7 protein-coding genes and 1 pseudogene are annotated in these 14,384 nt (G+C 38.6%); 5 read left to right on the top strand and 3 right to left on the bottom strand.

Annotated features, from left to right (window positions below; genetic code table 11):
- The first annotated feature begins 16 nt into the window (after nt 1–16).
- The 3 genes and pseudogenes from PQO03_RS10935 to PQO03_RS10925 all read left to right on the top strand — a co-directional run bounded on the left by PQO03_RS10935 (nt 17) and on the right by PQO03_RS10925 (nt 3,995).
- A pseudogene (locus tag PQO03_RS10935) lies at nt 17–1,486 on the top strand (IS1380 family transposase).
- Between the two features lie 388 nt (nt 1,487–1,874).
- On the top strand, nt 1,875–3,095 hold the full coding sequence (locus PQO03_RS10930) for an OmpP1/FadL family transporter (protein WP_274150298.1): 1,221 nt from the start codon (nt 1,875–1,877) through the stop codon (nt 3,093–3,095).
- 18 nt (nt 3,096–3,113) lie between these two features.
- Nucleotides 3,114–3,995 (top strand): hypothetical protein, encoded by an 882-nt coding sequence (locus tag PQO03_RS10925; protein WP_274150297.1) that lies wholly within the window; start codon nt 3,114–3,116, stop codon nt 3,993–3,995.
- Between the two features lie 1,207 nt (nt 3,996–5,202).
- On the opposite strand, the gene PQO03_RS10920 is transcribed toward PQO03_RS10925, so the two are convergent.
- A complete protein-coding gene (locus PQO03_RS10920; protein WP_274150296.1) occupies nt 5,203–6,000 on the bottom strand; it encodes a hypothetical protein in 798 nt (265 codons plus the stop codon).
- 1,124 nt (nt 6,001–7,124) lie between these two features.
- Nucleotides 7,125–8,012 carry a transporter family protein gene (locus PQO03_RS10915; protein WP_274150295.1) on the bottom strand — a complete coding sequence of 296 codons (888 nt, stop codon included), beginning with the start codon at nt 8,010–8,012 and terminating at the stop codon, nt 7,125–7,127.
- Nucleotides 8,013–8,246: 234 nt separating this feature from the next.
- On the opposite strand from PQO03_RS10915, the gene PQO03_RS10910 reads away from it, so the two are divergent.
- Both PQO03_RS10910 and PQO03_RS10905 read left to right on the top strand, forming a co-directional pair.
- Nucleotides 8,247–9,938 carry a sulfatase-like hydrolase/transferase gene (locus PQO03_RS10910; protein WP_274150294.1) on the top strand — a complete coding sequence of 564 codons (1,692 nt, stop codon included), beginning with the start codon at nt 8,247–8,249 and terminating at the stop codon, nt 9,936–9,938.
- 138 nt (nt 9,939–10,076) lie between these two features.
- Nucleotides 10,077–10,748 carry a hypothetical protein gene (locus PQO03_RS10905; RefSeq protein ID WP_274150293.1) on the top strand — a complete coding sequence of 224 codons (672 nt, stop codon included), beginning with the start codon at nt 10,077–10,079 and terminating at the stop codon, nt 10,746–10,748.
- Between the two features lie 165 nt (nt 10,749–10,913).
- Here the strand turns inward: PQO03_RS10905 and PQO03_RS10900 are convergent, their stop codons facing one another.
- Complete coding sequence (locus PQO03_RS10900; RefSeq protein WP_274150292.1) at nt 10,914–14,198, bottom strand: mechanosensitive ion channel domain-containing protein; 3,285 nt, start codon at nt 14,196–14,198, stop codon at nt 10,914–10,916.
- Nucleotides 14,199–14,384: the final 186 nt, after the last annotated feature.

The raw sequence follows: 14,384 nt of genomic DNA, 5'->3' as shown, positions 1-14,384 counted from the left end.
TACTTAGACCTAAGAAATACGCTTTAGGCATAAAACTTTCACTGGGGAGGTGAAAAGTGGCGTTTGGGCTAAATTAGTTTCGACTAAAAAACACCAACCCAAAACACCACAGAGTTACGATGCCCAAGAAAAACAAAAAAACTAGAATAACCCAGAAAGAATGTCGTAGAAAAATCAAAGAAATTGGAGTCACCACAAACTGTCTAAGTTCACGATCAGGATTAGCACCTTTTGTTAATTTCATTAATGGCACTGGCATTTGTGATGAACTTGCGAAGGTATTACAAGATTTAAGAAAAAGTAAGAAAGGGATAAAGCTTGAAGAAGCCTTTTTTCAGCTTGTGCTCTTTTTTACAGACGGTACCGAAAGTAGTTTAAAAACTTTCGATACCTTGCAGAAAGATGAAGCTTGGCAAAAACTCTTGGGCTGTAAAAAAGCTCTAGGTACCGCCGCCTTAAAAAGAATTCTTCACAAGGCTTATACGGTAGATCTTGAACTACTTCGTCCTTTAGTCCGCAGGATTTTCCTTAGTGCTCTCCAAGATAAAAATCTGCAGAAAGTCATTCTTTTTCTCGACTCCAGTGTCTACGATAACGACGGAGCTAAATGTCGCGCAGGAGTAAAATGTACATACAAGAAAAAAGAAGGATACCATCCCATCCCATCAACCTCATCTGGGATGGTATGTATGTTGATACTTATTTTCAATCGGGTCATTGCTCAACAAATCACGATGGTGTGGCAATCAAGATGTTACAAGAAATAACCCCAATGATTCGTAAGACCCTTGGAGAAGACATTCAGATCATAGTGCGTATGGATGGAGGTTATTACGATCAAAAGATTTTTGCGGCTTGCGACGAGCTTAAAATCAACTTTATTTGTGCAGGAAAGCGTTATTCAGACCACAAGATACATGCAAATAAAAAAATAGAGGAGTTCGATGGTATCTATAGTAAAAAAGCCTGCACTTGGCATTACCTCGCTTTTCAAGAACGACGAGCGACCTGGCCAGAAGAAATGCAATATAGAGCTTTGTTTTTACGACCAACAGAAGAAAATGGAGAAGCCTTATTAGGTTTGGAAAGTCGTATTATTCTTACAAATCTTGATGTGAAAGATTGTTCCGATCAAGAATTAATTGATTATGACCATTCTCGTGGAGCTGATGAACTTACCCACCGTGCGGCTAAAGACTTTGCTAGTGAGAGAATGCCTTGTCTCGATTATCACGCTAACTCTTTTTGGTACACAATGGGGATTATATCCTTCAATCTCTTTCAGATTTTCAAACGTAATATTGCGGGCTTTGCTTGGAACTGCTACCCAACGACCATACGCCGTAAACTATTCGATTTAGCAGGGAAAATCATTTATACAGGACGCTCTTTTAAACTGAAAATCACTCAGTGGAAAATGAGAGAGTTGAACTTTGACGAAATATGGGCGAAGTCACTGATACCTTGGGTTATTCCCGCACTTTAACCGTTACCATACATTTTAAAATAGGGCTTTTTTACTGAGTCCTAAAATCGTCACGCCCACATGCTGTTAATATACGCTTTTTTTACCTCTAAAGACTTGAAAATACGCCATAATTTGATTGCTACCTTGATTTACTCAAGTTGATCATAAGCTATGAACGGTTAGAGTGATTTTGCCCTTGTTGAAATCTCTAAAATAGACCTCACGCACGCGTATATTTACTAATGTAAAATATAATCGTACGAATTAGGTTAGAATTAGTACTCAGCTACACGCGGGCTAAACTATTTTTTATTAAAAATCAGGCTAAATAACAGGCCTCAAATACTTGTTAGATAATAATTAGACCTATAAGTTTGTAACTTATCGAAAATAAGGAGAGAAATTCATGCTTAAAAAATTTATTGCAACATCTTTATTACTGGGAACGAGCTCAGCCTTTGCAGGAGGTTTGGATTTAGTGGTCTATGGAACACCAGCGAGTGTAGCGACTGCGGGCAATAGTAATTTAACAAATACTGACGAAGCAACAATACTTATGACCAACCCGGCAGGTATGGCTTTCACTAGTGCCGATATGTTTTCAACGGGGATTCAAGTCTTATCATTAGATATGGATTTCAAAGATAAAGGCAGTACAACAGGTGGCAATGATGGGGGAAAAATAGGCTCAAATGAGTTAATGCCAACGGCCTATTATATTCAGCACTTGGATGATCAGTGGACTTTCGGTATTGGGATGAATGCTCATACGGGGCTCAGTTTAGAATATGACGATAATTGGGTCGGACGCTATAATATGCAAAGCGTCACCTTAACTACACTCCAACTATCTCCAGCATTTTCTTACAAGGTTAACGACAAGCTATCTGTTGGTTTTGGCTTAATCATTGATTATGCCATATATGAGGCTGAAGTTGCTATTAATACACTGGCTCCCGGCGATGGTAAAATGAAATACGAAGATGAAGACTGGGCTTTCGGTGTAACTTTGGGTATGATGTATCAAATCAGCGATGCAACGCGATTTTCCTTTACTTATCAGTCTGAAATAGAGCATGAGTTCCAGGATAAACCTAATTTTTCTAATACTCCTGGGGGAAGCATTATTGGTGGGATCATTGATAAGGTAGATTTAGAGATGACTTTGCCTCAAATGGTGAAAATGGGCATTAGTCATGAAGTCAATGAAGATTGGAAACTCTATGGATCAGCCAGTTGGGAAGAATGGAGTCGTTTTGGGGAAATTGCAGTAGATTCAGGTTTAGGTTCAAACGACCTTAATCGTAACTACAATGATACTTACGGTTTTGGTTTAGGCGCAGCCTACAAGCTCAATCCCGATTGGACTTTGATGTGTGGTTATCGCTATGATAGCTCAATGGTGGATTCAGGAAATATGACTGCTGATTTACCTTCAGACGAAATTCATCGCTACGGTGTGGGTGCGGAATATCAATACGCCGAAAATATGACCATTGGTTTTGGTTATTCTTACGTCGACCTAGGGAGTCCATCACTTAATCAAGACTCCGGAGCAGGTACTGCAAGCGGTGACTACGATGCCGCCATTCACATTGCTACAGTTGGTTTAAATTACTGGTTTTAATAAAAAAAAAGGAATGATATGAAAAAATTAATAGTATTTGTAATGCTGAGTATGAGCTTTTCTCTTTACGCGCAAGAACTAGAACTTCGTCATACTTATGAAGAAGAAGCTGAAGAACTACAACTGAAAGAAGAAAAACCAGATTTAGAAAAAATTGGTAAGATGACTGCTAATCCACTAGGGGCAGCCTGGATGCTATGGGCTCAAAATGATTATCGACAAGTACGTGGTGATGGAATTAAGGGTTCTGAAGATGTCAATCTATTTAAGTTTCAGCCTGTAATGTCGATTCCATTTGAATTTAACGACGAAGATTGGAATTTGATTGTAAGACCAGTGATTCAATACAATTCAAGTCCCCAGAATGACCGTACTAATGGTTTTGGCGATACAGCACTTTTAACTTTAGTTGGACCCGATAAATTAGATGGTGCTGTTTGGGGTGTGGGCTTTACTCAAATCTTCCCAACTGCAGAAGACGAAGTTTTAGGACAAGAAAAATGGCAAGCGGGTCCAGCTTTTCTTTTTGCTAATTTGGCACCCAACGTAGGTGGATGGAATTACGGAGCCTTAGGACAACATTGGTGGTCCTATGCAGGAGAGGATGATCGAGAAAGTACCAGTTTCACTGATGTACAGTATTTTTTAAATTACCGCTTAAGTAAAACTGAATTATTGGGAATGTCACCAAATATTACTTATGACTGGGAGGCCGATTCTGATAATGCCCTAACGGTTCCAGTGGGGCTGGGTTATTCAGATATTTATATGATCGGTAAAATGCCTGTTCGTATTGCCTTCGAAGCTCAGTATGCCGTCGTCCGGCCTGATGATTTAGGCTATGATTGGAACTTTAGGATCCTCTTTATTCCTGTCGTAAAAAATCCTTTTAGAGATTAATAATTTACGGGTATAGTATTGCGATATGCGTAATAGTAAATTTCTATAAATAAAATTTAGTACGCTATATTTATAAGGGTTTCTACCTGTATAAACATAATATCTTATGGTATCGGTACGGAATATAAATACTCAGAAAAAATCACTTTAGGTGTTGCTTTTGAGCATGTTGATCTAGGGAAACAAAATTTAAATCAGTCCAATAATTTAGGACGCACTGCAAGTGGCGAATACGACAATTATATAAACTTCTACACAGTTAACTTAAACTATAAACTATAGAGTAGTATTTTTGTGGTTTTCACATAAGGCGAAAGAATGCGCTAATAAGGATTGAAAATCCCTGTTAAAAAACAAAGCTTTGTTGTTAATCTAGCCTCGTGTCTACGAGGCTTTTTAGTGAGCTATATAATAAGTAAGCTGAAATCTTTTACGGTCGTGCCTGGGAGCACCGCATTCCAATGCGGATGATAAAGATTAGTGTCTGATTTTAATACCCCCGGGGCCGGAGAGCCACTAATGAGTGGGATTTAAGAGATATTTGAGCTCGAAGAGCTTAGGAATGTAGCCACGGACCTAAGTCCGTGGTATTTGAATAAGATCATCGTGTGGCAATAGCTGGGAGCACCGCATTCCAATGCGGATGATAAAGATTAGCATCTAATTTTAATGCCTCCGCGGCCGAAGAGCTTCGGCATGAATATCATTTTTTTAACAATGGCCACCGGATAAATCCGGTGGCTACCCTACTACATAGCTTCGGTATGTGCTTAAATTCTCACCCCTAAGTACGCCGAGCACCAGCTTGGCCTTGTCTCAAAATTTATCCATTGTCATAAGAGTAAAATTTATTCACCCCTGGGTACGCCGAGCACCAGCTTGGCCTTGTCTCAAAATTTATCCATTGTCATAAGAGTAAAATTTATTCAAGCATGGGTACGCCAAGCACCAGCTTGGCCTTTGCTAATAACGAAATCAGTTTCTCATTGTCCTAGGAGTGAGATTTTTGTCCTATGCTAATTTAGTTTCGTCACTTCGCGACAATCCCTTAAGTCCCCATTTATTAGGAGAAGCTCCGCGAGCTGGACTAACTATAATCGCCTCTAAACTTCCAGTGTATGAGTATTTTTGTGAAAGGGTTTTAGCAAAACACAAAAAAGGGATTGTGCCTCGCGGCACAATCCCTGTGAATGATGCTAGAAAATTCTTATTTTGGGAAAAGAAATTTCACAGATAATTGAGCAGTGTAAGATCCTACATCATCCGGACGTTCAACATTCCAGAAAGTCTGAAAGCGAATATCAACGGGAGTTTTACCAAAGTGAAAGAGTTTACCTACACCACCACCGACGGGGATTAAAGTGGAGTCATCGCTATCTTTCGCTGTCCAGTCGTAAACCATTGTTGGCGTAGAAGTGAGGTAGAAATTTTCAAAGTTGTAGTTAACGAAGTATTGGAAAGAAGATTGGCTGACATTATCACCACCTGCAAAATCTTGCAAATGCTGTCCAAGGCAACCAAAAAGCCAGTTACCAGGTTTTGCTAACACGACTACTGCTAAACCACCTGCCCAAGAATCTCCTCCAAAGCGATCATTTGAGTTACTAGGAGCTTGAATAACGGGACCACCACCATAGATAATGCCACTTTTAGTCGGTTTAGGGCTAAATAAACCTTGGTAAGTGATATTGCCAATACCTTGATCGCTACCTTGATCAGGGTAAAGACTTTCTTGATAATTAACCGGGATAATGAAGCGGTTAATGAGGGTTAAATCATCGCCTAATGACATCGGGACAACTGGCTTGATATTCAGAGTGTAGCTATTGTTGTTCTCGGTTCCCATATCAGGAGTACCATTGAACTCAAAAGGAACAGAGATGAGATTGCCAAGGGGGTTTTGTGAAGATTTAGCGAGTGATAAGTCGTCACCTTCAGGTGCATTATCTTGAGCATGAATACTGCCCAAAAGTAAAAAACTTAAGAGGTAAGTTAATTTTTTCATTTCAATTCCTTTGTTATGTTAAAAAATTGTTTAGAGATCAATAGTGAGACGAGTTTAAATAATTACAGCCATACGATTCCTGCGGTAAATGCCGACGCAAGCATACAAGTCAGGGGAAGTAGTTTTTTGAATATCATTTTGGAAACCATTTCTATAATAAATTAAAGCCTTTTCGAGATTTTGTCTAAAGGTAATTAATAAAGCGCGAGTTGTGAATACAAAGATTCAGTAAATTCTATATGCTTGGTGAGTGAAGAAATGGAAAAGCTGTTAATCTAGTCTGTCAAAATTTTAAATTCTACAAATTATTTTTGCCGAAATATTGATTGTTAGGAGCGTTTTACTATTGATCAATATGATACGGGCTTTATTTTTCATATCCCTTTAATCAATTTATTTATTAGTTGGAAGTCATGAAAAATAGACTTACTCTGATCACTCTTTTATTGTACTTCTTACTTCATGTCAGGAAGATACCTCAGTACTTGAAAATAGTAGGCAACAATTAAAGGTGACATAGTTTTTGAGTCAATGCTAAGCTGGTGCTCGGCGTAGCCAGGTAATTAAGATTTCTGTTTGGAGCTATTAATCTGGAAATGAACTATTAATCGGGCAAGGAATTAGATTTACTTTTTAGTGCTGAAAGCAGGCATTAACTTAGCCTAGTTCGTCAGAGCTAGGGAAAACGAGTACATGAACAATGAGTGAGTTCTGTAGGAACGCATTAAAGCTCTAATTCATGCTTACAGCATTCATAACATTATTCTCTATAATACTTCCCAAGGCTTACGCCATTGGGCTTAATTGAATCATGCTTACAGCATTAGCTGCTATCACTTTTTCAACCTATATTGTCGCCAGATTTTAGCATTGAACAAGTCGTGAGGATTTAGAGAAGAACGATTCAACACTCACGAGGGCTTTCTCCCGACAGAAAATAGTGTGTGGCGTGAGCCACACATGACTATAAAGAACAAAACAGGGCTCACGACCGCGCGTCCGACATATGGTGCCGAAGCCACGCTTGAATTCTTATTTGCGTTGGTAACTTAGTTTTTGAGCAAAGGCCGAGCTGCTGCTCGGCGTAGCCACCGCCATGAAAACAGCTGGGATGTCAGTTTTATTTATTTTGGCTCAAAAAAGGCTTTGCGTTTCTTAGGAAAGAAATACTGAATTTGGAAACGTGTAGTCCATTCCGCTTCGTGATCGGGATGAATGACATTATAGAAGCTCTGAAATTGCAAGCTCACAACATGTCGATCAAATTTAACTATGCGGCCGATGCCACCCCCTACGGGTACAGTCCATGTTTCACCATCTAAACGCCAATTTGAGGTGATTACGGGGGAGCTCACCAGAAAGTATTTTTGGTTAATTTTATAGCTAACTACGGGGAGTATACTGGTGAAATTAACTTCGCGGTCACCTTCGCCTCCCACTGACCAAATATTGGTAAATGATCCCCCAATTAACCAAGTTTCATCAATATAACCAAGGGCGACAGAGGGGCCCACGGACCACTTGTCTGTACCCAGAGTCGTATCGGTAGCAGTGGGAAAACTAATAGCGGGGCCCGCGCCCCAAGCCCAGTGTTGATCATTGATCGGAGAAAACCAAGTGGTAAAGGTAATATCTCCTAATCCGTCTTTAGTACTATCGGTGCCTTTTGTCACAATCGGGATATCTGTTTTCGTTAGGACATACCAATCATCACTGAGGATAAAAGGTACCTGAGGCTTCAAATTAAGGACGTTTTTCATTTCATCATCAGGCCCCGTCTTGCGATGAGTATTAAACTGAATGGGGAAATTGACGAGGTGAGAAAAGGGATTGTCTGCTTCACGAGGATTAATCATTTTGGGACGGGATTCATCTTCGAGTCTATCAAATATATTTAGATCTCTATAGAGTTCCCGGACAAAGCCCTTCTCTTCAGCAAAGCCGAAGGAAGTAAAAAAAATGAAGAAGATGACTAAAAAGTATTTTATGAGTGATGGATGCTTAGATTTCATCAGCCAATATAAAGGCTAAAAATTCAAAGTTAAACCTTAGGGGCGGGTATTTTTTGTAGACAAAAAAAAGTTCAAGAGTATTTACCTCTCTTATTAACCGTTATTTAATAATATTCCTTTGCCTTAACAGCTCTTCCCAAGGCATCTTAATTATGTATACTGACATCGACTGGTGTTAATGAATGATGAAAAAAATTTCAATTGCGTAAATTGAGTATAAATATAGGTGTCAAAATGACTATTAATAAAATGAAGAAATTCAGCGGTGGCCTGATGGCTTTTGCGACGATATTTGCGGGAAGCTCAAATATTCAGGCAAATGAACCGATTATTCGCGATGCAGAATATTATTTGCTAGAAGCGCAAAATGCCGAGAAATGGGCAAAAGATGACATGGCGATAGAGCAAAAGCTTGAATCGTTTATGAAGAAAAATGGCGGTAAGGCACCCAATATTGTCTACATCCTTTTAGATGATCTTGGTTTTGGTGAGATCGGCATGCCGGACTTAGATGTGATCCGTGGTTATAAGACCCCAAATATCTCAAAGTTTGCAACTGAAGGCCTGAGTATGCAACGCATGTATAGCGAACCTTCTTGTACGCCGACACGTGTAGCAATGATGACGGGACGCCTCCCCGTACGTACTGGCATGGTAGAAGCCAAGGCAACGATATCGGGAGAAGGTCTTTCAGGTAAAGAAGTATTATTGCCTGAAGTATTACTCAAAGCAGGTTACACGACTTCTCACGTGGGCAAATGGCATTTGGGTGAACTTGAACAATCCTATGCCAATAATCAAGGTTTTGAGCATGCGGAATTTCCGATTCACCAGCAAGGTCAATTGGCGATTATGCATAAAGATAGTGAGCGTCAGCACATTATTACTGGTGTTCAAAAAAATGGAGCTGCGCAAACCTTCACTTTAGATAAGAGTTTTGTAGCTGATCCATCTAATATGGTAACAGGCCTAGAACAGGATAAAGATGGCAAGCTTTACGAAGTCGACCTCAAGCCCGGTGAGCAATGGAGCCAAGCTAAATACCGCGCCATGAATGAACGTTACCAAACAAATACGATCAAAGAATTGCGTCGTCTGGCCAAGCAGGATAAGCCATTTTTTCTCAATTACTGGCCTTTATTTCCTTTGTCATTTGTCCGTGAAAATAGAGAATTTAAGACTTTGAATGGTGGGACCGTCGCTGAATCAATCGTGGAATGCGATCAATGGATTGGTGATATTTTGAAAGAGATTGATAAACTTGGCTTAGCCAAAAATACAATCGTTATAATCATGGGTGATAATGGTCCCTTTATGCAGTATGCGGGGCCATCAGGTCAGTCGGATCGCATCTACCGCGGCGGTAAAGCAGACCATTTAGAAGGTGGAGTTCGCGTCAATGCCTTCATGCGTTGGGAAGGCGTTATTGAGCCAGGAACTAGAGCCGAAGATATAATTCACGTCTCAGATCTTTACACCACTTTTGCGCGTCTTGCAGGTGCAGAAAAACATATCCCTCGTGATCGTATTATTGATGGCTTTGACCAGAGTGGCGTCCTTATGTTGGGCGAGACTCACGGACGTCGTGATTATGTTTTTGTTTATGAGGGCACAGCCTTAAAATCGATTGTCAAAAATAAGTATAAGATGCATTTACCTGCACCAGGAGAGAATCCCATTGCAGCAAAGATTTTTGATCTCTATCGCGATTCACGCGAAGACCGCCCGATGGATTCAATTCAGTATGGGCCATGGGCAGGAGGTCAATTTGCGAACATCGCCAAACGTCACATGATGCGTAAAATGAAGTACCCGGATAATAAAGCAACTTATGGCATGCCTTATGAGGGTATTCAGAACTTGCGTCCTGAAACAAAACAAATGATCGAATTATTTAAAGTAGCTATGATGGCACCAAAAAAATAAATTTGTTAAGTTATGATCAACAAAGCCCTCTATAGTTAATGCTTCTATCACGGAAGTTTGATTTATTGTTTCTAATAAATTATTGAGGGCGCTATATTTTGATTGGTCAGATTTAATAATAAAAAGAAAGGGAAGATTATGCGTAAGATTTTAACAAAAATATGTTTGAGTAGTTCAGTTTTTTTGATGGCATCATGTGGCATGTTTTCAGATGAAGAAACAAATGCAGAAGATGCGCCTGCAGTTGTGGCAGAAGAAACAGCACTTGTTGCTGAAGAAACAGCAGTAGGTGAAGACGCGCCAGAAGTTGTTGCAGAAACTCAAGAAGTAATAAACTCTGAGCCAGTGGTATTGGACGATGAGATTGATACAGAAGAAGTTCAACGTCTGCCTTCGAGAAACGATGGACCGCATATCATTATGAGAGATGGTAAGTATTGGATTATTGCGGAACCCTCAGCACAAATATCAACTATCTTAAATTCTTTAGGCTCAAATATCCAAGGACTAAAAATTGAATCATCACCAGCATATTTACGTTTGGCGCGTGAGTTGAATTATCGCATCAATGAAATGGCGTTTAATACGGGTGCAAGTATCGATGATTATAAAGAGCTTTTTGAGAAAAGTTTGCAGACGATTGAAAAAATCGCTGTTGCAGAAGCAGAAGCAACGGTAGCAGCAAATAGAGAAGTTATTGACTGTGAAAATTGTGCCAGTATTTGTGATGCAGAAGATGAAATAGAAGAAGAGCCTTCAGCAGAAAAAGAAAACACAGAAGTAGAAAAAGAGCTTTCTGAGGAAAAATAAAAACTCATTTTCTTTTCAAAAAAAGCCCTTTGAACTCACTCGTTCAAGGGGCTTTTTTATTTCATTAAGAAGGCTTACAAACTAGTAGAACTTGAATGTAAAAGCGTTTTGTACGAAGTAGAGCAGACAAGTAGTACTGTCATTTAGAAACTATGCTCAGTTGTTTTAAATGGAGCTATTTTGATTAAGATCAATCTTGTAATGAGGACTAGATATTTGAATATTTTGTTCTTCAAAGTGACCATGAATAGCGGCTAATAGTTCATCCTTTGTCGTTAAGCGGTACTTACTTGCAGGGACAAAGACACGAAGTTCGAATGAGATGCCATCACTTGCCATGTCAGTTATGAAAACCTGCGGTTTAGGTTCATCTAAAGTATTAGGATGTTTCTCCCCTAAGTCCTCTAAAAGTTTGTGTACACGTTTCACATCAGAGTCGAGTTGTACTTTGATTGCGATAACCACTCGACTAATGGAGTCTGATAATGACCAGTTAATAAATTCTCCCGTAATAAAGCTTTTATTGGGAATAATAAGTTCGCGTCTATCCCAGTCGCGAATGGTGGTGGCGCGAATTTGGATTTTTGAAACAGTACCACTAGTCTGTCCTACTGTGACAATATCTCCGACGCGGTAGGGGCGCTCAAATAAGACGATTAAACCAGATACAAAGTTGGCTACAATCTCCTGTAAACCAAAACCTAAGCCCACACTAAGTGCAGCAATAAGCCATTGAAACTCAGACCAATTAACACCCAGTTTTTCAAATGAATAAAAAAGTCCCACAGTAATGATTAAGTACTGGAGTAGGGTAACAATTGTAAACTTTTGCCCTTGATCAAAGGAGAGCTTATTGAGGATAAAAACTTTTAAAATATTAGGTAGGGCACTAGAGCAGTAAAAAGTGGCAATGACAAAGATAAAGACAGTCAAGAGGTTTTTAACTGTAATTTGTACAATTGCGGGAGCCTCATTCACTTCTACTGTGTGGGTCCAAAGTGTGTATTGGTCTAGAATATTTAAAGCGGGGAAAAAAACTTGCCAGATGTAGAAGACACCAGCAAAGAATAAAATTTTCAGAAGACTTGAATAGCCTCTACGAGTTTCGACCATTTCATTTTCTAGGATTTTCTCTTGCTGCTCAATGAGAACCTCATGTTGCAGCTGAAGTTTTTCAGTTTCTTTAATGGCGAGTTTTTTACGAACGCTGAGTTCGGCAAGTTTTTGTCGTCTTCGCAATAAGTAACTTTGGATGAGGCTAGATAAAAAGAAAATAATGATACAGTGAATCCCCATTCGAACGGTAAGATTCTTAAGGATAAATGCTGAATAGAAATAGCCTTGAAACGCTAAAACTAAAATTGAAGACATGACAAGGATTGAAGAAAAATAAGCAAGTTTGAGGAGTTTATGAGCTTTAGCATGGATTTCGAATTCAGGGAGGAATTTTTTCCTATTGATAAAAGTATAAACAAAAATCGCGAACACGAGAAGGACATTACTAATAATACCAAATTTAGAGATGTTATCGATATGCGCATCATATACTTTATTCGAAAGTTGCCCTAGAAAGATAAAAGGCGCGACAATATAAAGCCATAGGCTGATCAGCTTAAAATAATTAGCCGATAATTCTTTATCCCAGCCAAAGCATCTTACCCCTAATCCATTGGGGCGCATTGCACTAGCGATAAAAAAAGTGAAAAAGTAAAAAATTGATAAAGCTTTGAAACTATGAGAAATACTAATGGTCGCATGAGCGCTACTATCAGCCTGGGGACTTAGAGCGAAGGAGAAATAATATAAACAAGTAGGAACGAGCAGGCTTAATGCCGTATTAGACAAGAAAAATTTGAGGGTATTTTTGAAACTTTGTACTTTACTTATTTCTGTATCTTTACTTAACAATTTGAGGTATAGAAATCTAAAAATCAGCAAAAAGAAGAAAACTAAAATAAAAGTAATGTGTGTCCATTTGTACGAAAGCCATGACGATTTGTAGCGGTCACTTAAATTCCCCCAGCTTAGAGCTAAGAAAACACTTTCAAAATCATCGGGTAAGTTTTTTAGACTAGTCAAATTGAGTACTTCAGAACTTGGGATCCAGAATAAATGTCCTTTTATATAAGTTTTGTATGATTCAACTTCGAGTTTTAGTTGCTCATTTAAAGCGTGAAGTGCGTGGACTTTATCAAAATAAAGTTGGCTAGCATCTTGGATTTGTAAGATATAATTTCTCTGGTCGGAAAACGTACTTGTGAGTTTTTTTCTAAGTGGGTCATCAAGTTTTTTGTTATTCACCAAGAGGGCATCAATTTTTTGTGGAATATGGTTCAGCGATTTTAATTCTTGTCGCCACATGAGCATGTCTCTTTCGAGTTCAGACATGATTTTCAATGTGTCCCCTTTATTCACACCGTCTTCACTTAAGTCACTTAAATTAGTAAATTTTTGTCTAAGAGCGACCCCCACAACTTCATTGAGGATACGTCTTGTTAACATATCTTTAGTGTCATTAAAGTTATTTTTTAAAAAGTCGAATTTCTCATTCTTCACTTTGAGTTGAGCATTAACTGTGGCGCGAAGTTGATTGAGTTCTTTTAGTTTTTGTAATAAAACTACATTGCGATTAAAGACAAGTTTAATTTCAGGTGATTGATCCATCATTTGCTGGGATTCTGAAAGTGCGACTTTTTCCTGTTTATTGACTTCTTGACTGCGCCGTTTTAGGATATACGCACTCCAGAATTTATTGGTTTCTTCAAAGTTAGCATATTGAGCTCCCAAAAGGGATTTCAAGGCATTCCTACGCTTATTGAGAGTCGAGAATGAACTTTGCTGAAGCCTGAAAAGTTTATTTTCAGCGTCGAGTTTTATGAGCTCATATTTTGAATATTTTTCTTTAAAGGAGGAGGTATCCCCTGGGTCAGAACTTTTTTTATTAAGAGCACTAATACGTTCGACATTTTTCAGTATTTTTTCTTGAATGGTATCGCGAATTTGTTGGTGCTTAACAATATTCTGTGTACTGATATCGAATTTTTCTTTTAAATTAAGTCCACTTTCTTTATGTTTTTTATAAGCCGTTTCAAGTTGAGTGAGGTCGAGTTTGTCGACTTGAGATTGATTAACTTTTAAGGCTTTAAACTTAAGTAATTGTTGATCAAAATCAGCTTGCTGTTCAGGAGCCAGTGCAATTTCTTTTTTAAGTGAATTGATACGCTTATTGGTATCTAATGTTTGATTGATTAAAGCAATGGCTTTTTGCAGGTTTTGCAGGGTTTGAGTCTCTTTTGCACTTAAAGAATCTTTCTTATCTTTGAGTGATTTGACTTGCCCCTCAAAGCTAGTCAGGTCTTCTTGTATATTCTCAGTTGAGCCTGATTGAGCGAATAGTGAATAATTGAAAAAAAGTAATAAAGTACTTAAAATGAATAGAGTGCGTTTCATAGTCTCCCCTTGAACACAAGATAATATAATAAGCTAATATAGCTTATGATTAAATATTTACGGAAAGATTTTTAATTATCTTTATATAGATTTAAGGGCGAAGACTTAAATAACATTATTTAAAGCTCCGGCAATGACTGCGGCATCATAATTTACCTCCATAATTCAAAAGATAATATGCATGGC

This window comes from Lentisphaera profundi, assembly GCF_028728065.1.
Lineage (GTDB): Bacteria > Verrucomicrobiota > Lentisphaeria > Lentisphaerales > Lentisphaeraceae > Lentisphaera > Lentisphaera profundi.
This window is presented reverse-complemented; position numbering and strand designations above follow the sequence as displayed.

Bases quoted from the DNA above. Each gene is read 5' to 3' on its own strand.
- PQO03_RS10920 (WP_274150296.1), bottom strand. From the start codon at position 6,000: ATGAAAAAATTAACTTACCTCTTAAGTTTTTTACTTTTGGGCAGTATT.
- PQO03_RS10900 (WP_274150292.1), bottom strand. From the start codon at position 14,198: ATGAAACGCACTCTATTCATTTTAAGTACTTTATTACTTTTTTTCAAT.
- PQO03_RS10910 (WP_274150294.1), top strand. From the start codon at position 8,247: ATGACTATTAATAAAATGAAGAAATTCAGCGGTGGCCTGATGGCTTTT.
- PQO03_RS10915 (WP_274150295.1), bottom strand. From the start codon at position 8,012: ATGAAATCTAAGCATCCATCACTCATAAAATACTTTTTAGTCATCTTC.
- PQO03_RS10925 (WP_274150297.1), top strand. From the start codon at position 3,114: ATGAAAAAATTAATAGTATTTGTAATGCTGAGTATGAGCTTTTCTCTT.
- PQO03_RS10905 (WP_274150293.1), top strand. From the start codon at position 10,077: ATGCGTAAGATTTTAACAAAAATATGTTTGAGTAGTTCAGTTTTTTTG.
- PQO03_RS10930 (WP_274150298.1), top strand. From the start codon at position 1,875: ATGCTTAAAAAATTTATTGCAACATCTTTATTACTGGGAACGAGCTCA.